General features: G+C 60.0%; 22 protein-coding genes and 1 tRNA gene. 11 read left to right on the forward strand and 12 right to left on the reverse strand.

Features of this window, described 5'->3' with window-relative positions; all coding sequences use genetic code 11:
- The first annotated feature begins 6 nt into the window (after window positions 1–6).
- Window positions 7–1,014 carry an NAD(P)H-dependent flavin oxidoreductase gene (locus tag ACR3XE_RS07890; protein ID WP_473698181.1) on the forward strand — a complete coding sequence of 336 codons (1,008 nt, stop codon included), beginning with the start codon at window positions 7–9 and terminating at the stop codon, window positions 1,012–1,014.
- Here ACR3XE_RS07890 and ACR3XE_RS07895 read toward each other — a convergent pair.
- The 6 genes from ACR3XE_RS07895 to astD all read right to left on the reverse strand — a co-directional run bounded on the left by ACR3XE_RS07895 (window position 1,011) and on the right by astD (window position 6,459).
- Window positions 1,011–1,796 carry a phosphoadenylyl-sulfate reductase gene (locus ACR3XE_RS07895; RefSeq protein WP_486185632.1) on the reverse strand — a complete coding sequence of 262 codons (786 nt, stop codon included), beginning with the start codon at window positions 1,794–1,796 and terminating at the stop codon, window positions 1,011–1,013. The two genes, ACR3XE_RS07890 and ACR3XE_RS07895, sit on opposite strands and share 4 nt — an antisense overlap.
- Complete coding sequence (locus ACR3XE_RS07900) at window positions 1,789–2,211, reverse strand: DUF934 domain-containing protein (RefSeq protein WP_473698179.1); 423 nt, start codon at window positions 2,209–2,211, stop codon at window positions 1,789–1,791. Before ACR3XE_RS07900 ends, ACR3XE_RS07895 begins: the two co-directional genes overlap by 8 nt.
- On the reverse strand, window positions 2,204–3,838 hold the full coding sequence (locus tag ACR3XE_RS07905) for a nitrite/sulfite reductase (RefSeq protein WP_473698178.1): 1,635 nt from the start codon (window positions 3,836–3,838) through the stop codon (window positions 2,204–2,206). The genes ACR3XE_RS07900 and ACR3XE_RS07905 overlap by 8 nt, the downstream gene beginning before the upstream one ends.
- Before the next feature lies 1 nt (window position 3,839).
- Window positions 3,840–4,136 carry a DUF2849 domain-containing protein gene (locus ACR3XE_RS07910; RefSeq protein WP_473698177.1) on the reverse strand — a complete coding sequence of 99 codons (297 nt, stop codon included), beginning with the start codon at window positions 4,134–4,136 and terminating at the stop codon, window positions 3,840–3,842.
- Window positions 4,124–4,930: a uroporphyrinogen-III C-methyltransferase gene (gene cobA, locus ACR3XE_RS07915; RefSeq protein ID WP_473700335.1), complete on the reverse strand. Its 807-nt coding sequence runs from the start codon at window positions 4,928–4,930 to the stop codon at window positions 4,124–4,126. The genes ACR3XE_RS07910 and cobA overlap by 13 nt, the downstream gene beginning before the upstream one ends.
- A gap of 101 nt (window positions 4,931–5,031) precedes the next feature.
- Window positions 5,032–6,459, reverse strand: coding sequence for a succinylglutamate-semialdehyde dehydrogenase (astD, locus tag ACR3XE_RS07920; protein ID WP_473698176.1), 1,428 nt, complete (start codon window positions 6,457–6,459; stop codon window positions 5,032–5,034).
- Between the two features lie 251 nt (window positions 6,460–6,710).
- On the opposite strand from astD, the gene ACR3XE_RS07925 reads away from it, so the two are divergent.
- The 3 genes from ACR3XE_RS07925 (at window position 6,711) to ACR3XE_RS07935 (ending at window position 10,246) form a co-directional block, all read left to right on the forward strand.
- Window positions 6,711–7,601: an alpha/beta fold hydrolase gene (locus ACR3XE_RS07925; RefSeq protein ID WP_473698175.1), complete on the forward strand. Its 891-nt coding sequence runs from the start codon at window positions 6,711–6,713 to the stop codon at window positions 7,599–7,601.
- On the forward strand, window positions 7,598–8,743 hold the full coding sequence (locus ACR3XE_RS07930; RefSeq protein WP_473698174.1) for a glycosyltransferase family 4 protein: 1,146 nt from the start codon (window positions 7,598–7,600) through the stop codon (window positions 8,741–8,743). The genes ACR3XE_RS07925 and ACR3XE_RS07930 overlap by 4 nt, the downstream gene beginning before the upstream one ends.
- Window positions 8,744–8,842: 99 nt before the next feature.
- Window positions 8,843–10,246 (forward strand): NAD(P)H-dependent flavin oxidoreductase, encoded by a 1,404-nt coding sequence (locus tag ACR3XE_RS07935; RefSeq protein WP_473698173.1) that lies wholly within the window; start codon window positions 8,843–8,845, stop codon window positions 10,244–10,246.
- 86 nt (window positions 10,247–10,332) lie between these two features.
- Here ACR3XE_RS07935 and ACR3XE_RS07940 read toward each other — a convergent pair whose 3' ends face one another.
- Window positions 10,333–11,331: a 2-hydroxyacid dehydrogenase gene (locus tag ACR3XE_RS07940; protein WP_473698172.1), complete on the reverse strand. Its 999-nt coding sequence runs from the start codon at window positions 11,329–11,331 to the stop codon at window positions 10,333–10,335.
- 125 nt (window positions 11,332–11,456) lie between these two features.
- Between ACR3XE_RS07940 and ACR3XE_RS07945 the strand changes: the two genes are divergently transcribed.
- A complete protein-coding gene (locus tag ACR3XE_RS07945) occupies window positions 11,457–11,912 on the forward strand; it encodes an SH3 domain-containing protein (RefSeq protein ID WP_473698171.1) in 456 nt (151 codons plus the stop codon).
- Window positions 11,913–11,945: 33 nt separating this feature from the next.
- On the opposite strand, the gene ACR3XE_RS07950 is transcribed toward ACR3XE_RS07945, so the two are convergent.
- From ACR3XE_RS07950 to ACR3XE_RS07960, 3 genes are all read right to left on the reverse strand, one after another.
- Window positions 11,946–12,338 (reverse strand): hypothetical protein, encoded by a 393-nt coding sequence (locus ACR3XE_RS07950; protein WP_473698170.1) that lies wholly within the window; start codon window positions 12,336–12,338, stop codon window positions 11,946–11,948.
- Between the two features lie 132 nt (window positions 12,339–12,470).
- Window positions 12,471–12,935 (reverse strand): RcnB family protein, encoded by a 465-nt coding sequence (locus ACR3XE_RS07955; protein WP_473698169.1) that lies wholly within the window; start codon window positions 12,933–12,935, stop codon window positions 12,471–12,473.
- A gap of 219 nt (window positions 12,936–13,154) precedes the next feature.
- Entirely contained in the window at window positions 13,155–14,342 is a 1,188-nt protein-coding gene (locus ACR3XE_RS07960; protein WP_473698168.1) for an acetyl-CoA C-acyltransferase, read from the reverse strand.
- A gap of 168 nt (window positions 14,343–14,510) precedes the next feature.
- Between ACR3XE_RS07960 and ACR3XE_RS07965 the strand changes: the two genes are divergently transcribed.
- The 6 genes from ACR3XE_RS07965 to ACR3XE_RS07990 all read left to right on the forward strand — a co-directional run bounded on the left by ACR3XE_RS07965 (window position 14,511) and on the right by ACR3XE_RS07990 (window position 18,765).
- A complete protein-coding gene (locus ACR3XE_RS07965) occupies window positions 14,511–15,962 on the forward strand; it encodes a coniferyl aldehyde dehydrogenase (protein WP_473698167.1) in 1,452 nt (483 codons plus the stop codon).
- 46 nt (window positions 15,963–16,008) lie between these two features.
- Window positions 16,009–16,093 (forward strand) — tRNA-Leu (locus ACR3XE_RS07970).
- Window positions 16,094–16,393: 300 nt separating this feature from the next.
- Window positions 16,394–16,909, forward strand: a complete 516-nt coding sequence (locus tag ACR3XE_RS07975) for a hypothetical protein (RefSeq protein ID WP_473698166.1) — start codon at window positions 16,394–16,396, stop codon at window positions 16,907–16,909.
- A gap of 68 nt (window positions 16,910–16,977) precedes the next feature.
- Complete coding sequence (locus ACR3XE_RS07980) at window positions 16,978–17,385, forward strand: hypothetical protein (RefSeq protein ID WP_473698165.1); 408 nt, start codon at window positions 16,978–16,980, stop codon at window positions 17,383–17,385.
- Between the two features lies 1 nt (window position 17,386).
- Window positions 17,387–18,169: a C39 family peptidase gene (locus ACR3XE_RS07985; RefSeq protein WP_473698164.1), complete on the forward strand. Its 783-nt coding sequence runs from the start codon at window positions 17,387–17,389 to the stop codon at window positions 18,167–18,169.
- Window positions 18,170–18,177: 8 nt separating this feature from the next.
- Window positions 18,178–18,765, forward strand: a complete 588-nt coding sequence (locus ACR3XE_RS07990) for a hypothetical protein (RefSeq protein WP_486185633.1) — start codon at window positions 18,178–18,180, stop codon at window positions 18,763–18,765.
- 50 nt (window positions 18,766–18,815) lie between these two features.
- On the opposite strand, the gene ACR3XE_RS07995 is transcribed toward ACR3XE_RS07990, so the two are convergent.
- On the reverse strand, window positions 18,816–20,285 hold the full coding sequence (locus ACR3XE_RS07995; protein ID WP_473698162.1) for a transporter: 1,470 nt from the start codon (window positions 20,283–20,285) through the stop codon (window positions 18,816–18,818).
- Window positions 20,286–20,317: 32 nt separating this feature from the next.
- Complete coding sequence (locus ACR3XE_RS08000; RefSeq protein ID WP_473698161.1) at window positions 20,318–20,968, reverse strand: helix-turn-helix domain-containing protein; 651 nt, start codon at window positions 20,966–20,968, stop codon at window positions 20,318–20,320.
- Window positions 20,969–21,218 lie beyond the last annotated feature (250 nt).

The following is a 21,218-nucleotide window of genomic DNA, read 5'->3' on the forward strand; positions in this document are numbered from 1 at the left end:
GCACTGATGGTGCAGCCGACCCGACTGAGCCGCCAATACGGCCTGACCCTGCCGGTCCTGCTTGCCCCCATGGCGATTGCCGGTGGCGGCGCTCTGGCAGCGGCCTGCGCCTCTGCCGGAATCGGCGGGCTTGTCGGCGGCGGCTATGGCAATCCGGACTGGGTGCTGGCGCAATATCAAATAGCCCAGGACCAATGTGCTGATGATGCGGCGCGGGCCAGACTGGGCTGTGGTTTCATCACCTGGTGTCTCGACAAGGATAGTCGGGCGCTGGATGCGTTGCTGGATCAATATGCGCCCGCGACCATCTTTTTATCCTTTGGCGATGCACGGCCCCATGCCCGCAAGATCAAGGCGGGCGGGGCGCGGTTGATCCTGCAGTTGCAAGAGATAGCCGATCTGGCCGAGGCCATCGAAGCCGAGCCTGATGTCATCGTCGTGCAAGGCGGCGAAGCGGGCGGTCATGGCCGCAAAGTGTCGCGTGCGCGCGGCACCATGGCGCTGGTGCCGGAGGCGGCCGACTGGCTGGCGCAGCACTCGCCCGATGTGTTGCTCTTGGCGGCGGGCGGGATTGCCGATGGTCGCGGCATTGCGGCGGCGTTGGCGCTTGGCGCGGATGGCGTGGTCATGGGATCGCGGTTCTGGGCGAGCGCGGAAAGCCTTGCCGCTGGAACAGCCAAGCAGATTGCAGCGCAAAGCGATGGGGACAGTACGGCCCGCAATGCGGTCTTTGATATTTTGCGGCGCAAGAATTGGCCGTCAGACTATGATTTTCGGGCGCTACGCAACCGGCTGTCGCGTCAGTGGGACGACGATATTGCGGGTCTGATGAGTGACCCGGCCCCCGCCATTGCCGATTATGAGGCCGGTGTTGCGGCACAGGATTTCACGCGCGCCCATATCACCGTGGGTGAGGCGGTCGGGCTGATCCGCGATGTCCCGTCGGCACCTGACATTGTCGAGCGATTGAAGGCCGAACTGGCGGCTAGCGCCAGCCGCTTTGCGCCGACCTAGAAGGCTGGATAGTTGGCCGGATCGTCGTCGATGGGCGTCACCTCTTCGTGGATGCCGCATTCGGTTTTGTCCCAACCGCGCCAGCGGCCCGATCGCGGGTCTTCGCCGGGCTGGACTTTCGAGGTGCAGGGCGCGCAGCCGATCGACGGATAGCCTTCGGCCTCCAACGGGTGGCGGGGCAGGTCATGTTCGGCGAAGTAGGCGTCAAGCTGTTCGCGCGTCCAGTTGGCGAGGGGGTTGAATTTCAACCGCCCTGTATCGCCGTCGAGTTCAAAACGCGGCAGACCTTGGCGCGTCGCGGATTGAAAGCCTTTGCGACCCGTGACCGAGCTGTCGAAATTCACCATCGCCTTTTCCAGCGGTTTGACCTTGCGAATCTCGCAGCAGCCATCGGGATCATAGGACCAGCGCAATTCGGTCGCATCTTTCGCGGCCAATTCTGTGGGGTCGGGGGTCAGATTGACGAGGTTGAGCCCCAGCTTTTCCGTGAGAGCATCGCGATAGGCGAGCGTTTCCGGAAAATGCTTGCCGGTTTCGAGGAACAGCACCGGCATATCGGGCGCGGCCTGTGACATCAGGTGCAACAACACCGCGCTCTCGGCCCCGAAGCTGGAGACGATGGCGGTTTCGCCGAGCAGGCCGGCGCCGATGACGCTGGCCACCACCTCGGCGGCATCCTGCCCGCGAAACAGATTGTTGAGCCGGATGACATCGGTCTGCGTGAACCGTGGGGTTACATCAATCCGGTCTCGGGCGCGCTCCTGTGTCATTGCTTCAGCCATGCCGCAATTTCCAGATCGGCACATAATCGTCGGCGGCGCCCTGATAGGCATGGTTCCAGCGGGTCAGCGCCGCCTCGGCGGCCACCGGGTCGAGTGATTTTTCGGGCGCAAAACTGTCGAAGCCGCAGCGGCGCATCAGCGACAGTTGGTCGACCAGCACATCGCCCTGCGCGCGCAATTCGCCCTTATATCCCGCTTCACGCAGGATGCGCCCCGCCGAATAGCCGCGCCCGTCGCGAAAGCGCGGAAAAGCGACTTCGATCAGCTGGAGCCGGTCGAGAAAGGGAATGAGGACGCGCGCGTCATCGCCGCCTTCCAGCCGCACTGCGGTGGCGTTGGTCTGATCAAGGAAAGCATCGAGGGTGACTGCCGGTTGTTCATGGGCGTCATCGTCGCGAAAGCGCAGTTCAACCATATAGCGTCTCCTTGAAGGCATCCATGCCGATCCGGCGATAGGTGTCGATAAAGCGTTCGCCGTCTTCGCGGGTCTTGAGGTAAAGGTCGGTGACCTTTTCGACCGCATCGACGATGCCGTCTTCGTCAAAGCCGGGGCCGGTAATCTTGGCGAGCGTTGCGTCTTCGGCACCCGATCCACCCAGCAACAGCTGGTAATTTTCGGTGCCTTTGCGGTCGACGCCCAAGATGCCGATATGTCCGGCATGATGGTGCCCGCACGCGTTGATGCAGCCCGAAATTTTGAGTTTCAGTTCGCCCAGCTCCTCTTGCCGACCCTGATCGGCAAAACGGGTCGCGATTTTCTGGGCGACAGGGATCGAGCGGGCATTGGCGAGGCTGCAATAATCGAGGCCGGGGCAGGCGATAATGTCGCTGATCAGATCAAGATTGGTTTCGGCCAAGCCTGCCGCTTCCAGCTTTTGCCAGATTTCATAAAGATCCGATTTCCTCACATGCGGCAACACGACATTCTGGCCATGTGTGACGCGCAATTCGTCAAAGCTATATTGCTCTGCCAGGTCGGCGAGCAGGTCCATCTGTTCGTCGGTCACATCGCCGGGAATCCCGCCGATCGGGCTGAGGCTGACCGTTGCAATGGCGTAACCGGGGGCTTTGTGGGCATCGACCTGCTGATTGACCCAGATCGCAAAGCCGGGGTCGCTGAGGTCAAGGTCATCCGAAAGCCCGGTTTCAAACGGCGGCGGCGTGAAATAGGCGGCGATACGGTCGAACTCGGCCATCGGCACGTCCGAGGCATTGGGCAGGATTTCTTGCCATTCTTCCTCGACCTGCCGCGTGAATTCCTCATGGCCCAGATCGTGGACGAGGATCTTGATGCGCTGCTTGTGGATATTGTCGCGGCGGCCCCAACGGTTCCACACGCGCAATGCCGCCTCGCAATAGCTGAACAGATGCTTGGCGGGGAGGAAGGGGCGGATGAGCGGGGCGACGAAGGGCGTGCGGCCCATGCCGCCGCCGATATACACCTCGAACCCCAGCTCGCCGGCGTCATTCTTGACCAGCTTCAATCCGATGTCGTGCAGGCGGATCGCGGCACGGTCATTGTCGGATGCGGTCAGTGCGAATTTAAACTTGCGCGGCAAATAGCTGAATTCAGGATGGAAAGTTGTCACCTGACGCAACAGTTCGGCCCAAGGGCGCGGGTCGCAGATTTCGTCGGCGGCGGCTCCGGCAAACTGATCGGCAGAGATGTTACGGATGCTTTCACCGCTGGTCTGGATGCAGTGCATTTCGACCGTCGCCAGCTTGGCGAGGATTTCGGGAGCCTGTTCGAGCTTGATCCAGTGATACTGGATATTCTGGCGCGTCGTGAAATGACCATAGCCGCGATCATATTCGCGCGCGATCTGCGCCAGCATCCGCACCTGTTTGCTGCTCAGAGTGCCATAGGGGATGGCGACGCGCAGCATATAGGCGTGGAGTTGCAGGTAGAGGCCGTTCTTGAGCCGCAGCGGCTTGAACTGATCCTCGGTCATCTCGCCAGCGATGCGGCGTTTCACCTGATCGGCGAATTCTTCGACGCGCGTGTCGACCATTTCCTGGTCATATTTGTCATATTGATACATGTCAGATTACCCAGTCGCCGGCAGCGGGATCGGCCGGTTTCAATGTCAGGTCGGGACGAACGGTGGGGCCGAGTGCGCGCACCCGGTCCTTGATATGCGCGGGGCGCGGTCCTTCGGGGGTGTCCTCACCCTCGATCAGATAGGGCGAGTTGACGCGGCGCGCGCCTTCCTCTTCGGACAGGATCGCTTCGCCATGGTCGCCGACATCGGCGGCGTCCTCGACATGGATCGACCAGTCATGGCCGGTCCACCAGATGACAGCCCCAGTCTTGAGGTCATTTCCGGTCAGAATTCGCATATATATTCCTTTGCGGCGGCCACCACGGCGGGCGCGTTCAGACAGTCAGTGGCATCGGCGCGCGCCGCGACTTTGCCGACGATAATCAGGGCGGGGCTTTTCACCGCTTCGCGCGCCACCAGATCGCCAAGGTCGGCCAGCAGGCTGCGCAGCACGCGCGCATCGGCGCTGGTGCCGCGTTCGATGACCGCGACCGGAATTCCGGGTGATACGCCGTCGGCGATCAGCTTGTCGGCAATCGCGGCGGCAGTTGCGACGCCCATATAGATGACGAGGGTGCGGCCATGACCAGCGAGGCCCGACCAGTCCTGATCGGTCAGATCCTTGCACTGGCCCGCAACAAAGCTGACCGCGCTGGCGTCTTCGCGATGGGTGAGGGGAAGGCCCGCCTGCGCCGCGCAACCGGCGGCTGCGGTAATGCCGGGAACGACTTCAACGGCGAGGCCTGCCTTGCGTGCCGCATCCAGCTCTTCGCCGCCGCGTCCGAAAATAAACGGATCGCCGCCTTTCAGCCGCACCACTTGCTTGCCGGCGAGGGTTTCGCGGACCAGCAGCGCGTTAATCTCGTCCTGCGGCAAGGTGTGGCGGCTGCGTTGCTTGGCGACCGAAATCCGTTCGACGCCCGACGGGATGAGCGCCAGCACGCCTTTGCCAACCAGGCCGTCGTGGACGACCAGATCGGCGTTTTCGATCAAACGTGCGGCGCGCAACGTCAGAAGGTCGGGATCACCGGGGCCGGCGCCTACGAGCCATAGCTTGCCCGTGGTCAGGCAGGGGGAGAGTCTTTTTTCCATCCGGCGAAGATGGTGAAACCGGTGCAAAATGGCAAAGCAGGCTTTGTTGAGGCGGTGCAAGGCAAACTTGCACCCTATATCGGTGCGGGCGAATGGGTCGCCTAGTCGCTGTCTTTTTCGGCGTCGCGCAGACCAACGCCGATAGAGACGCGCATCGATTCACTTTCCGAAGAGGCGACCGGATAGGCGCAATAATCGGCGGCATAAAAGGCGCTTGGCCGGTGATTGCCCGACAGGCCGACGCCGCCGAAAGGGGCCGCCGACGAGGCACCGTTGGTCGGCCGGTTCCAATTGATGACTCCGGCGCGAACATTGGCCCAGAACTGGTCGTAAAGCTGGGGCGATCCGCCAACCAGTGATGCCGACAGTCCAAAATTCGTGTTGTTGGCTTCGGCAATCGCGGCTTCGAAGCTGTCGACACGGATAACCTGCAGCAGCGGGCCGAATAGTTCGATATCGGGCCGTTCTTTCATATCGGTAACGTCGATGATGCCGGGCGTCAGAAACGGGCGATCGCGGACGGGGCGCGTCATATGCCGGATGACTTTGCCGCCATGGGACATCAGAATCAGGAATGAATCGGTCAGGCCATCGGCAGCTTCATTGTCGATAACCGGCCCCATATAGGGGGTCGGCGTGGCATGGGGCGCATCAACGATTAGCCGGTTCGCAAGTGTACGCACCTCGGTCATCAGGCGGTCGGCGAGCGTGTCGCGGACGATCAACCGGCGGGCCGCCGTGCAGCGTTGGCCCGCACTCATAAAGGCCGATTGAACCACCAATATGGCCGCGCTGTGGATGTCGGGCGTGTCCCAAACCACGATCGGATTATTGCCGCCCATTTCCAGCGCCAATAATTTGTCGGGACGGTTGGCGAACTGTCGGTGGAGCGCCAGACCGGTGCGAGATGATCCGGTAAACAGCAAACCATCAATGCCGGGATGACCCGCGAGAGCTTTACCGGTGTCGGGACCGCCGATGACCAGACGCAGCACCTGTTCGGGGATGCCTGCGCTGTGAAACAAATCGACCAGCATGGCGCCGGTAGCAGGCGTTTTTTCGGATGGTTTGAACACGACGGCATTGCCGGCGATCAGGGCAGGAACGATGTGTCCGTTGGGCAAATGGGCCGGGAAATTATAGGGGCCAAGCACCGCCAGCAGGCCGTGCGGCTTGTGCCGAACCGCGTTGCGCTGTCCCATTGCCCCTTCGATCCGGCGATGTGAGGCGCGTTCGGCATAGGCCTGAACCGAAATATTGACCTTGGCGGCGACCGATTCCACCTCGGTCCGCGCTTCCCACAATGGCTTGCCTGTTTCGCGCGCAATCATATCGGCCAGCTTGTCACTCTCGGCCTTGACCTTGTCGACAAAGCGCCGGAGCGTTTCTGTACGGAATGTAACGGGTTTTGCCGCCCAATCGGGCCAGGCGCGGCGGGCCAATTCGACTTCCTGGTCGACATTGCTCGCTTCGCGGCGCCACAATTCCTCGCCGGTTGCTGGCTCAAAGGAGATGATTTCAGCGGTCATTTCACGATGGCCCGATTCCCCACATGGTCCCCCCGCCACCTATTTGGCGGCCTTGCGTGCTCATTTTAACGGCCAAGAACTAACAAGTTGAAAGGCCAAGCCATGATTTCCGGCTCTACCTGTGAAGTTTCGAGGCCGCAACCGGCTTGACCCACCTCAAACTGGTTGGTTCGCTTGCACAATTCGCCTTGGTTCGCGATAGGTTGGACTGCGCCAGACATGGGGTCTGGCACGGGGAGGCTGAAAACGACGTGGGACAGGTTCAAGCTCGGCAAGAATGGCAAGACCATATCTGGTGGTCGAGCGACGAAGTGCGCCTGCACGCGCGGCTTTATCCCGGTCCCGATGACGCGGCAGACCAGCCGCCTATATTATGCCTGCCGGGATTGACCCGGAACGCCCGGGATTTTGAATTGCTGGCCCCGCATCTGGCGGAGCAGCGCCGCGTTTATGTTCTGGAGTTTCGCGGACGCGGCGAAAGCGCCTTTGCCCGTGACCCGATGACCTATGCCCCGCTGACTTATGTTCAGGATGTGGTGGCTTTGCTCGACGAGCAAAAGATCGGACGTTTCGCGACGGTCGGCACTTCGCTGGGCGGTCTGGTGTCGATGCTGATGGCGGCGAGCCTGCCCGACCGTTTGGTCGGCGCTGTGCTCAATGATGTGGGACCAGAGCTGCAAGCGGCAGGTCTCGACCGGATTCGTGACAATTTTGGCGGCGGCGGGAGCCAGCCGACATGGATGCACGCCGCGCGATCCTTTGGCGAATTGAATGCGGCCATCTATCCCGATTACAAGATCCACGACTGGCTGCGTTTGGTGCGGCGGACCCACCGATTGACTCCAGAGGGACGGATCGTTGCCGATTATGACAAACAGATCGCCGCGCCACTGAAAATTCCGGGGAGCGATGAGGCGGTCGATATGTGGCCCGCCTATCGCGCGCTTGGCGATATTCCGCTGTTGATCCTGCGCGGCGCGTTATCGGACATATTGGCCGCCGATGCCGCGCAAAAAATGGCGGACATGATGCCCAAAGCGCGCTTGGTCGAAGTGCCGCGCGTTGGCCATGCGCCAACGATGGACGAACCCGAGGCGCTGGCCGCGATTGACGGCTGGATGGCGGAACTGCCGACTTCGTGAGCGCGGAGGCTGCGCCTGTCCGCTTGCTGCACCTTCATTCCAGCTTTTCGCTGGGCGGCAAAGAGGCGCGGGCGACGCGGCTGATGAACCTGATGGGCGCGCGGGCGCAGCATGTCATTTTGTCGGCTGTTCCCGATGCACTGGGCGCACGCGATGCCATAGATTCTTCAATAGCCGTGGATTTTCCGACCGATGCGCCGCCGCTCCATGGCAAACCGGGGCTTCGCCGCTATCGCGATCTGGCGCGTTATATGCAGCAATTCGACCTTGTCTTAAGCTATAATTGGGGCGCGATGGACGGGGTGATGGCGCACCGTGTCTTTGCACCTTTCAAAGACTTGCCGCCGCTGATTCATCACGAAGACGGGTTTAACGAGGATGAAACGGCACGGCGCAACTGGAAACGCAACGGCTTTCGCCGTCTTGCATTGCCGACCGCCGAGGCGCTGGTCGTGCCGTCCAAATTGCTCGCCGGAATTGCGGCGCGCGAGTGGAAGGCGGGCGCGCAAATCCGGTTGATTGCGAATGGCATTGACGTCACGCGCTATGGAGACGGCACCAGCGTACCGATTGCAGGGCTGGAGCGACGGGACGGTGAGGTGATTATCGGCACAGTCGCCGGGCTGCGTAAGGTCAAGGATTTGCCGCGGTTGGTGCGTGCCGTCGCACCACTGCCGCCGCATGTGCGGCTGGTCATCGTCGGGGCAGGGCCAGAGGCTGAGGCGATCCGGTCGGAAGCTGCGGATTGCGGCATGACCGATAGGCTCGTGATGCCGGGATTTATGGCCGACCCGGCGCGTTGGATCGGCCATTTCGACCTGCTGGCGCTGTCATCGCAAAGCGAACAGGCGCCCATCGCCGTGATTGAAGCCATGGCGGCGGGATTGCCCGTTGTCAGCCCGCAGGTCGGTGATGTCGCAGCCATGGTATCAGACGACAATCGGCGCTATATTGCCAAGGATGACGCGGATTTTCGATCCGCACTGGGGATTTTGACCGGAGATGCGCCCTTGCGAAAGGCCATAGGGCGCGCAAACTTGGCCGTCGCCGTGGCAAAATATGACGAGACAAAGATGGTCGCGGCTTATGGAAAATTATATGCTGCGGCCTTGGGCGGGCGTCGGCTCTTTGCCGGTAATTAGGGCTCAGCCATTGACTTTCACCATGCCCTTCCGTTTACGGAAAAGGCCTAGCGTCGGTCCCCGTGGGAAACGACAGGACTGACAGAGAAGAGGTATCACGTGTTCAAAGGATTGAAGTCCATCGTCTATGGCGGTCGCGAAGTATGGCCACTGGTCGAAGGCGGCAAAGGCGTTTCGGCGACCAACCATGCATCGAGCGGTGCCTGGGCAGCGGCGGGCGGAATCGGGACTGTGTCGGCGGTCAACGCCGACAGCTATGACCCCGAGGGCAAGATTATCCCGCAAGTGTATAAAGCCCTGACGCGGCGCGAACGGCACGAAGAGCTGATTGATTTTGGCATCGCCGGCGCGGTCGATCAGGTGCGTCGCGCCCATGATATTTCGGGCGGCAAGGGCGCAATCAACATCAACGTCTTGTGGGAAATGGGCGGCGCGCAGCGCATTCTGGAGGGCGTGCTCGAAAAGACCAAGGGGATGATCACCGGCGTCACCTGCGGCGCCGGGATGCCCTATAAGCTCAGCGAAATCGCCGCGAAGCACAATGTCCATTATCTGCCGATCATCTCGTCTGCCCGAGCGTTTCGCGCCCTGTGGAAACGCGCCTATCACAAGGTTCCCGACCTGTTGGGCGCGGTCGTTTATGAAGATCCGTGGCTGGCGGGCGGGCATAACGGCCTGTCCAACGCCGAAGACCCGCTGGTTCCGCAAGATCCCTATCCGCGCGTCAAGGCGTTGCGCGATGTGATGCGCGCCGAAGGGATTGCGGACAGCCTGCCCATCGTGATGGCGGGCGGCGTCTGGTTCCTGCGCGATTGGGAGGATTGGATCGACAACCCCGAACTGGGCCAAATCGTCTTTCAATATGGCACACGCCCGCTGTTGACCGAGGAAAGCCCTATCCCTCAAGGGTGGAAAGACCGGCTGCGCACGCTCGACGATGGCGACGTGCTGCTGCACCGCTTTTCACCGACGGGGTTTTATTCGAGCGCGGTTCGCACGCCGTTCCTGCGCGATCTGGAATCGCGGTCCGAACGCCAAATCCCTTATTCCAAGCAAGAGGCCGGCGACCATATCGTCCAACTGGATGTCGGGGTGAAGGGCAAGAATTTCTGGGTCACCCCGCACGACCGCGCCCGCGCCCGTGATTGGGCGACCGAAGGCTATAGCGAAGCGCTGAAAACTCCCGATAATACGGTTGTTTTCGTCACCGAAGCCGACAAGGCGATGATCCGCAAGGATCAGACCGATTGCATGGGATGCCTGTCGCATTGCGGTTTTTCGTCGTGGAAAGACCATGATGATTACACCACCGGCTACCTCGCCGATCCGCGCAGTTTCTGTATCCAGAAAACGCTGCAGGACATTGCGCATGGCGGAGATGTCGAACAAAATCTGATGTTTGCTGGCCATGCCGCCTTCAACTTCAAGACCGATCCCTTTTATTCGAACAATTTCACCCCGACGGTGAAGCAGCTTGTCGACCGGATTTTGACGGGGGATTGAGGGCGCTTCGTCATTGCGAGGAGCGCAGCGACGAAGCAATCCAGAGTGGCCTTGAACTGACGTCAGACCGCATGGCCTTTATCGACTTAAACCCATCCCTCCAGCACCTGATCGGGCGGGCGGTGCCCGTCACTCCAGGCCCGGATGTTGGCGATGACTTTTTCGCCAGAGGCTTCGCGACCCTCGATGGTGGCCGAGCCAAGGTGCGGAAGCAGCACGACATTGTCGAGCGCCAGCAGCGCCGGATCGACCGCCGGTTCGTGCGTGTAAACGTCGAGCCCCGCGCCCGCGATATGACCCGTCTTGAGCGCAGCGATCAGCGCCTTTTCATCGACAATGTCGCCGCGCGCCGTGTTGATGAGATAGGCGGTCGGTTTCATCTTGGCGATGCGTGCGGCGCTGACCAACTCGTGCGTCTCGCTGGTGTGCGGGCAATGGATTGTGACAATGTCGCTGATCCGCAGCAATGTATCGACACTCGCATGATAACTCGCGCCCAACTCTTCCTCGATCGCTTCGGGCAGGCGTTTGCGGTTGTGATAGTGGATCGACAGGCCAAAGGCGCGGGCGCGCCGCGCCACGGCGAGGCCGATGCGACCCATGCCGATGATACCGAGTAGCTTGCCGCCGACGCGGTGGCCCAGCATCGTGCTGGGCGCCCAGCCTTGCCAATTGCCCGACCGCATCAGTTTTTCGCCCTCTGCCAACCGGCGCGGGACGCTGAGGATCAGGGCCATCGTCATGTCGGCGGTGTCCTCGGTAAACACGCCCGGCGTGTTCGCCACCATGATGCCCTTGGCGCGCGCGGCGGCCAGATCGATATGGTCGATGCCGGCGCCAAAATTGGCGATGAGTTTCAACCGGCCCTCGCTCGCATCCAATATATCGGCGGTGATTTCATCGGTGACGGTCGGCACCAACACATCGCAATCGGCCACAGCGGCCTTGAGCTCAGCCATGCTGAACGCATGGTCATGCGCCGACAACGCGACGTCGAACAATTCGGCCATGCGCGCTTCGACAGCGGGTCGAAGCTGGCGGGTGACGATGACGCGCGGGCGTTTGGGACGGGAAGATTCGGGCATGGCGCTGATAGAGCGCGGGAGCGGGAAGGGGTCAAGGGGCGCCGTGCCGATAATCTTGGGGACAAACGTCCGATAGCATGGAGCAACCGGTTGAATGTCGCGACGAATTTTGGCAGGACTGGCCCATGAAAATTCGGCATTTCCTAGTATTTTCGGCCCTTCTGGCGTCGAGCGGCCCGACGGTCGCGCAATCGGTGGAGGTGCCTTATTGGGCGTCGATCAGCGTCGACGAGGCGCGGATGCGCAAGGGGCCGTCGATGGACGTGCCCGTCATGTGGGAATATCGACGCCGCGACCTGCCGGTGAAGGTGATCAAACGCTTTGAAAATTGGCGCAAGATAGAGGATCCCGACGGGACGCAAGGCTGGATGGCGGCCCGTCTGCTCAGCCGGACGCGCACTGCGATCATCACAGGAGAGTTGCGCCCCCTGCGCGAATCGCCCAACCTGTCGGCCGCTATTTTATATCGTGCAGAGCCGGGTGTTGTCGGCCGCATCACAGATTGCGCCAATGGTTGGTGCCAGTTCGACGTGCAGGGACGGCACGGATGGGTGCAGGTCGATCATATCTGGGGCGACTGAGACCGCGCTGCGGCCCCCGTCGCCCAATCAGGTTCAGCCCTTGCTTGGCGTTACCGTAACCACAGTGCCGTCTGGTGATGTTGCGGTAAAGCTGCCGTCGGCGCCCGGGGCGCTCGTTGCCCAGCACATCTCGGGCTCATCGCCTTCTGGATCGAAGCAGTCCTTGCCGTCCTTGTTCACGAACGTGCCCTTGATTTCCTTGCCATTGGCGTCGGTATCGACATAGGTGCCGTCGGCGTTGATGAGGGTCTTGCCCATCGTGCCGTCGGGCAGTTTGACATCATAGGTTCCGGGCGCGGATGTCGCGTTGGCGGGTGCGGCCATAGTCTCTTCGACCGGAGCGGCGGTGGCATCGTTCGCGTCGTCGGCTTTTTGTGTGCAGGCCGAAAGCGCCGCGACCGTAGCCAGCAGAATAAGCTTCTTCATGATGTTTCTCCCCTGTGTTGAGATATGGGAGGCTAAGCCGATGCTGGCGTTTCGGCAATCATATTCTGGGCTGGGGCAATGGCAAAGGGCCGGGCGGTTTCCCGCCCAGCCCGATGCGTTGAAGGTCAAAGCTTACCAATAGAAGTTCCGGTAGGCCCGCACCACCACGCCACTACGCACGTTGACCAGCAACAGGTCATTATAGTGGCGGACATAGGTGAGGTTGCGTCCGGCGCGGGGAACACCCCAGTGGCTGTTATAGGCGACGCGATAGCGCGGGGCATAATAGGTTGAGTTCAACCGCGTGCCCGCATTGAACCGATGATAGCGGAACGTGGCTCGCGGTGCGGCATAGTGCCGGTCGGCGCGATAGTCGCGGCGGTCGGAACGATACTCACGCTTCGCTTGACGCACGTCGCGCTTTTCGCGGTGCACATCGCGGGCCGTGCCATAACGCTGTGCCTGACGCACATCGCGCTGTTCATGCCGGATGTCGTGGCGGTCGCTGCGCAGCTCAGCCTGAGAGGTTCGCGCCGACGCCATGGACGGGACCATCAGGGCGGCGATCAGGCCGACAGAGAGAAATTTGCTTTTCATCTTTCATATCCTTTCAATCCGTCAGGGGGAGAGGAACCCGATGACAAGAGAAGGATTAGGCGAGTCGATTTGAACGGTGGCAAAATGCCGCGTTTATTTTCGAGACAGGAGTGTCGCAGATTGTCGCAGGGCGGCGGCAGGGCGAACGGATCAAATTTCGGCGACAGAAAATGATATGATTTAGCTGTTCCCCTGCCTGCGCAGGGGAACGTGGGTGGGTTAGATAAGCTCTACCGCCACCGCCGTGGCTTCGCCGCCGCCGATGCACAGGCTGGCGATACCGCGCTTTTTGCCATGGCGTTGCAGCGCCGCGATCAGGGTCGTGACGATGCGTGTGCCGCTGGCGCCGATCGGATGACCGAGAGCGGTTGCGCCGCCGTGGACGTTGATCTTGTCATGGGGGATGCCCAGATCGTGCATCGCAAACATGGCGACGCAGGCAAAGGCTTCATTGACTTCGAACAGCTCGACATCGCCGATGGTCCAGCCGGCCTTGGCGAGGCATTTGTTGATCGCGCCGACGGGGGCGATGGTGAAATCCTTGGGCTCTTGGGCATGAGCGGCGTGGGCCACCAGCCGTGCAATAGCCTTCACACCCTTGGCGTCGGCGACCGACTGGCGGGTCAGCACAACTGCTGCCGCGCCGTCGCTGATCGACGAACTGGTGGCGGCGGTGATCGTGCCGTCCTTGGCAAAGGCGGCGCGAAGGGTCGGGATCTTGTCGGGCATCCCTTTGCCGGGGGCTTCGTCGGTGTCGACGACAGTGTCGCCCTTGCGTCCGGCGATGGTCACGGGTGCGATTTCAGCGGCAAAGGCACCATCTGTAATCGCCGCCTTGGCGCGGCTTAGCGATTCAATCGCATAATCGTCCATCGACTGGCGGCTCAGTTGATAGCTGTCGGCGGTGTCCTGGGCAAAGGTGCCCATTGCGCGACCGGCATCATAGGCGTCTTCCAGTCCGTCGAGGAACATATGGTCATAGGCGGTGTCATGGCCGATGCGCGCGCCGCCGCGATGCTTTTTCAGCAGATAAGGCGCGTTGGTCATCGATTCCATGCCGCCGGCAACGACCATGTCGATGCTGCCAGCCGTCAGAGCTTCGGCGCCCATGATGACGGTCTGCATCCCCGAACCGCAAACCTTGTTCACCGTGGTGGCTTGCACCGATTTGGGCAGACCCGCCTTGATTGCCGCCTGACGCGCCGGAGCCTGGCCCAGACCGGCGGGAAGGACACAGCCCATATAGATGCGCTCGACATCATCGCCCGCAACGCCAGCACGCTCGACGGCGGCCTTGACGGCGGTGGCACCCAAGTCGGTGGCGCTGGCGCCGGAAAGGGCGCCCTGCATGCTGCCCATCGGGGTGCGGGCATAGGAAAGAAATACGACGGGATCGCTGGCGGACATGGTGGGAGACTCCGATCAAAATGGAATGGACTGATCTGCTTCTACCCAAAATGCTGCACCTGCGAAAGAGGAACTAGCTATGCAGCCGTGCGGCGGAGAGGCGCGTTTCATCTTGCAACGCGACCTTTGTCATGGTGAGATGGTCAAAAGCACAATGGAGAGATGAATATGGCCACCGCGGCACAGGATATCGCAAGCGAAACCGACCGTATGGAGCGTATATTGCGCAACCAGCGTGCCGCCTTCACGGTGGCCCAACCCGAAAGTCTGTCGGTCCGCACCGACCGGATCGACCGTGCGATCGCGATGCTGGTCGATCATGCCGAGGATTTTGCCAAGGCCGTGAGCGAGGATTTCGGTCATCGGAGCCGCGAACAGACGCTGATGACCGACATTATGCCGTCGGTGAGTGCGCTGAAACATGCCAAAAAACATATGGCGAGTTGGGCCAAGGGGGAAAAGCGCAAACCGACCTTTCCGCTGGGATTGCTGGGGGCCAAGGCCGAAGTGCAATTTCAGCCCAAGGGTGTCGTCGGCATTGTCGCACCATGGAATTTCCCGGTCGGGATGGTGATGGTGCCGATGGCGGGCGTGCTCGCGGCGGGCAATCGTGCGATGATAAAACCGAGCGAGTTTACCGAAAATGTGTCGGCCCTGCTCGCGCGTCTGGTTCCCGAATATTTTGACGAGAATGAAATGGCGGTGTTCACCGGCGACGCCGATGTCGGGATCGCCTTTTCCAAGCTCGCCTTTGACCATATGATCTTTACCGGCGCGACGAGCGTCGGGCGCCACATCATGCGCGCCGCCGCCGACAATCTGGTTCCGGTAACGCTGGAACTGGGCGGCAAGTCGCCGACCTTCATTGGCCGCTCAGCCGACACAACCCGCGCCGGTCAACGCATTGCGCTGGGCAAGATGATGAATGCGGGGCAAATCTGTCTGGCCCCCGATTATCTTTTGGTTGCCGACGATCAGGAACAAAATGTCATCGACAGCGTGTCGAAAAGCGCGGCGTCGCTCTACCCGACGCTCTTGGGCAATGATGATTACACATCGGTGGTCAACACGCGCAATTATGACCGGCTGCAATCCTATCTGACCGACGCGCGCGAAAAGGGCGCCGAGGTGATCGAGGTCAATCCGGGGCAAGAGGATTTCGCCAGCTCGAACGGGCACAAGATGCCGCTCCACATCGTGCGCAATCCGACCGATGATATGAAGGTCATGCAGGAAGAAATCTTTGGACCCATCCTGCCGGTCAAAACCTATCGCACGATCGACGAAGCCATCGACTATGTGAACGACCATGACCGTCCGCTCGGCCTTTATTATTTCGGGCAGGACAAAAGCGAAGAGGATCGCGTGCTGTCGCGCACCGTTTCGGGCGGTGTGACCGTCAATGACGTCTTGTTCCATAATGCGATGGAGGACTTGCCCTTTGGCGGGGTCGGGCCGTCGGGCATGGGCAATTATCATGGCGTCGACGGGTTTCGAACCTTCAGCCACGCGCGCGCCGTCTATCGCCAACCCAAGCTGGATGTCGCAGGGATGGCGGGGTTCAAACCGCCCTATGGCAAGTCGACCGCAAAAACTCTGGCCCGCGAACTCAAGAAATAGCTTGGCAAAGACGGGGGTCCCGCATTAGGGGAGCCTCCGTCCATGGGCCCCTGTGGTGAAATTGGTAGACGCGCCGCACTCAAAATGCGGTATCGAAAGATGTGCTGGTTCGAGTCCGGCCAGGGGCACCACCACCGTTCATCGGTATTCCTGCAAATTATAGCCTCTGATAGGGCCAGGGAAATTCCCTGCGGTCGCCCGCTTCGCGCGCGATTTTATTCTTGGCGATCAATATTTTCGCCGTGGGAATCATAAAAATACAAAGAATCTATAGCGGCTTGTCATATCGCAATACCTCGTAGTGCGACCTGTCCTACCACAGTCGGGCCGCTTCTGGCGGTGAAGTACAGGGCATCTTACCCCCCTTTTCACACTTTGGGCCTGGGAATCCTAAGACGCCTTCGACCCTAAGGAGAATGACGATGAGAAGCATGAAACTATTGGCGGCATCAGCCGCTCTTTGTGGTCTGGCTCTTGGCGCTCCGGCCATGGCTCAGCAAGCACAAGACAATGACAACACCACCACCGGTGCCGCTGGTAACAACAGCGACACGATCGTGGTCAATGACTTGCTGGATGTCTATCTTCAGGCACAGAATAACTCGCAGGACAATGACACGCTGACCGTCGGTGATGTTAACAGCAAAAACAACACCATCACGGCGTTTCAAATCCTGAACGCAGTCAACACCAACCAGAATATGGATGAGTTGGTTGACCTTGACGGTGAAGACGGAACGCCTGCTCCGGTTGGCTATAATAGCGGCAACAACGAAGTGCGTGGAAGCGCCTTTGCTGCCTATGCCGGTATCTTGAACCAAGCATGGAACACGGGGATTAACTCCAACGCCCAGGCTGCAACCAATATTGCAGCACAAGGCACCATCAACTTTGGTGACGGCGGCGGCGCAGCAGCTGGTGACGGCGGCGGCGGTGGTGGCGACTGACCACTGGCAGGATGGGTCGGCTTTCAAGGGAAAGCCGACCCTCGATCCTTTTTTCCGGAGTAGGGACAATGAAAACAACGATAATCTTTCTGGCTCCACTGGCTCTGGTCGCCGCAAATGCCAGCGCGCAGACCGCCGAAGTGGCACCCACCTCTCCGCATCTGACCTTGGTGGTCGAGGCTGAACCGCAGGATAATGACCAACTGGCGTTGCCTCAAGCGGTGCCCGCCTTGCCGATTCTGCCGCTCACCGACCTTGAGGACATGAACAGCGGCAACCAGATTGCGATCAACAGCCAGGCGCTGAACGCCCAAAATACCGGCAACACCATTGGCGGTGATTATACGGCCGGCGATATCAATCTGTCCGACAATGCCTTTTCAAATTACAGCGGTCTCGGCAATTTTGTGTTTAACACCGGCGCACAATCCTCGCTTCAGGCGGGCATGAGCGTAACGATCATTGTCAGCGACTAAGATGATGCAGCTGCCCTCTCACCTTTGGCGCGATTTTCCGTCCTTCGGTCAGGCTTTGAAGGGCAGTATATTGGCGCTTGCCGGACTGTCCGTATTGACGGGGTCCGCCGCCAACGCCGAAGTGCGGCTTGGACGCGAGGCCATAGGCGGCGACTATCATGTCAATGTGATGACCTGGTGGGACATACCCTTCCGGTCGGTCGTCCGTCAGCGTTATGATTTTAGCTGCGGCTCGGCTGCGGTCGCGACATTGCTGACCTATCATTATGACCGTCCGACTGCAGAAGGCGCGCCCTTTAAGGCCATGTGGGATCTTGGCGAGAAGGAAACCATCCGCAAAGTCGGGTTCTCGATGCTCGATATGCGTAAATATCTAGAGTCGATCGGGTACCGGGCCGAAGGATTCAGGCTCGAACCGGGACAGCTTTTTCAAGTCAAACGTCCGGTTATCGTCCTGCTCGACCTTAAAGGTTTCAAGCATTTCGTGGTCGTCAAAGGTCAGACGAAGGACCAGATACTGGTCGGTGATTCCATTCTGGGGCTGACCAAATATCCGACGGAAGAGTTCGCAAAATACTGGAATGGTGTCGCGCTAGCAATTGTCGACGGGCCGATCCGCAAACGCCCGCTTTACAATGTCAGGGGTGATTGGAGCCCGTGGGCGACGGCGCCTACCGACCAACTGGCCGACGCAAATATCGGCGATCTGACCACCCATCTGCCTCCCCTTTATCAACTCACGCCCGAATTTCTGGTCGATGTTCGAGTGGGAACAGTCAGATGAGCCAACCGATGAAAAACATCCTCCTATTTGTCACAGCGGCTGCCATGCTTGCATTGCCGTCTCCCCTGACCGCCCGAACACCCCCCCCTGTTCGGCCAACGGTCGACCTGCCCGCACTTGTCCCGGATGAAGATCTGGACAAGTTGCGTGGCGGGTTTGTCTGGGCAGGGCTCGACATTGATTTTGGGGCCGATATTCTCACCTATGTGGATGGCCAATTGTTGCTGCACACCGTGTTAAGCTGGACCGATCAAGGAGCGATCGTCGAACGCACGGCAGCGGCCGGATTGAATCCGACAGATGCTGCATCGCTGGAAAACGGGGTGCTGGCCAATGGCTTTATCCGCATGAAGGTCGGGGAGTCGCCGGTCTATTTGCTCAATGGCGGACGGACGGCGCTTTTGCATGACACAGACAATGGAGTGCGCAATGTGCTGGTGAATACAGCCAACGGATTCAACAGCGTGCAGGAAGTCAATGCGACGATAGGTCTTGGCGGTTATGAAGCCTTCAACAATGATTTGATGCATGACCGCTTGGCGAGCGCGCTGGGTGATGTTGCCGCGCAGACAGCGATCGGTTCCCTGGGATATTGATGCCGGCTTGATCGAAGCGTCGGCCTGTTGGCTGAACGATTCCCCGTGCCCTAGAACCGAATTGGAATTCTGAGGGTCATCCCGACATCGGGGGCATCCTCTGTGACCCCAAAGACAAATCCCAAACTCACCGACTGCCTTTCGCTCACACGATAGGACATGCCAAGGTTCAGCGAACCCACCTGGATGTCGTTGCTGTTCTGCACGGTGCCGCCCAGCTCTGTACTGGTCGAGAAAATATAATTGTGCCGATAGCCGAGCGAGAAGGAGAAGCGCGGATTGAGTGCGAAACCGAAACCGACATTTGCGCTGACGGCATCGCCCGGATCAACCTCGCCGACAAGCACATCGCCAACCACGCGATTGATGTTGCGTTTGATATTCCACAAATAGCCGGCACCGCCGTAAATGACGACGGGGTCGGACGGCATGAGGAAGCTAAAGCTAGGCTGTACGCCCCAGAATCCTGAACCGGTGGCGAGGCCCGTCGCCACGCCAAATTCATCAAATGGAATCTCATAGGGACTCTTGCCCGTATGCGATTTCAGACGCAAACCTGCGACCCAGATCGGCTTTTGTCCGGTCGGGCGGTTGAGTTGATAGCGTAGGGAGAATTCCGCATCGCCAATTGCGGTTTCCTTGAGGCCGATTTCGCGGACGAGTTGATCCTCGCGCTGCTGAACGACGGTAATCCTGTCGCGGCGATAGAGCAGGGGGATGCGGCCCTCAATCTCGAGCCGGTCAGTCAAGCCATAGCGCATGGCATAGGTTGCGATCAGCGTTTCGCGATCGGCGTCGCTCGCCTCCAGCGCGCCAATCTGAATCCCGGGAATAAGTTCGATGCCGCGAAACACCAGACGGTTGGTGCTGGATAGCGTATATTCGATCGAGGGATCGAGGACGAACTGACCCTTGGGCGTCAGGACGCCCTGTCCTTCCGGGACGGCTTCGACCTTGCGGGTCAGGCTTTGTGACTCGGGTGGGGCTTCGCCGACCGGCCCATCGGGGAGCGCCGGGTCACCCGATACATTGGCGCCGTTGGTCGCCGGTTGGCCGCTATATCCGGCACCGCGTATCTGACTGAGTGAGAAGGGCGACTGTGTTTGCGGGATAGTGGTGCGGACCAGGCTGTTGCGCTGTTCCAGCTCTTGGATTCTCGCATTTTGCGCCTCGATGAGGTCGCGTTGTTCAGCGATCAGCTGCTTTTGCTGCGATAGTTCGGACTGAATATTCTGGAGCGCAGACAAGACATCGTTCGGGTCGGCTGCCATGACCGGGGCGGGTGCCTTGATCGCAGCTTGATCACTGCCTGGTTGGCCCGTGCTGGCTTGCTCAGGAGTAAGATGTGCCACTCTGATCTGTCGATAGGGTGGTGTCTGCTTTTGCGGCCAGAGAGGGTTGCTGTTGACCATCGCGTCAGTGCGGTCCCGCGTGACGGACGCTTCGCCTGCAGCCTCGGCTTGCGCTGCCGATAACAGGCCAACCGGCATAGCGGTCATGCAGGCCAGTGCTTGTTTCATGTTCATAACCATCGCGTTTCTCCGGTTGAAATTCAGACAGCCGAAGGCCGGTCCGGGCAAAGCTCATCTGTCCTTGCCAAATCGATGTTGTGATCATCGAAGGAGATCTCTTGATACTCACCGGCTAGTTCGCACAGTCCGGCGTGGTCGCAGATGGTGACAAGGTGGCGCCCGTCCACATCGATCAGGCCACGGCGGATAAGGTCGGAAAAGGTCCGGCTGACCGTGTGGATGGTGAGGCCCAGAAAGTCGGCGATGTCGACGCGCGACATGGGCAATTGCAAGCGGCGTCGATTGCCAGCACGCATCTGGATCATGAGCAGGAAGGCCGCCAGTCGCTCATTGGCGGCGCGGTGGCCGAGGATGGATTGATATTGCTGGGCGCTCGTCATGGCGCGAAACAGAATATCGACCGCATGGTCCATCTGCTGTTCCGGTTGTCGTTCGCAGGCAAATTGGCCCACACGATAGCTATTGAGCAGAACGTCGGTCACGGCTTCAGCGCCGACTCCATAGGTGCCATAATCGGCCCCGAAAACATCGCCGCCAAAGAAGAACCCGGTCAGATGCCGCTGGCCCTCGATATTGAAACGACAGGTGCGCACGGTTCCGCGCACGACCTCATACCAGCGGGTCGCCCTTTGGCCTTCGTCAAAGATCGTTTGTCCTGCCCGAAATCTCACCGATGTGGTGTTTAATCCCGAGGTGTCCCGCGAAATCGGTGCGGGAGATTTTGATACCTGTTGCATTTGCGCTGGCTCCTTAAAGACCCTCAGCGCGACCCTGTGTCACTGCGTTTCGGCATGTTGCCAATCACGCAACCCCAGAAAAGTTGCCCTCTTTGTGGTGTTTATGGTATAGATCATTAGAATATTTCACGTCTATCCTGTGATTCGCTCAAGTAGAGTCGCAAGGGTTTTTAATGGCGGTAAA

The sequence above is a fragment of the Sphingopyxis sp. 10G20-10 genome, assembly GCF_057365075.1.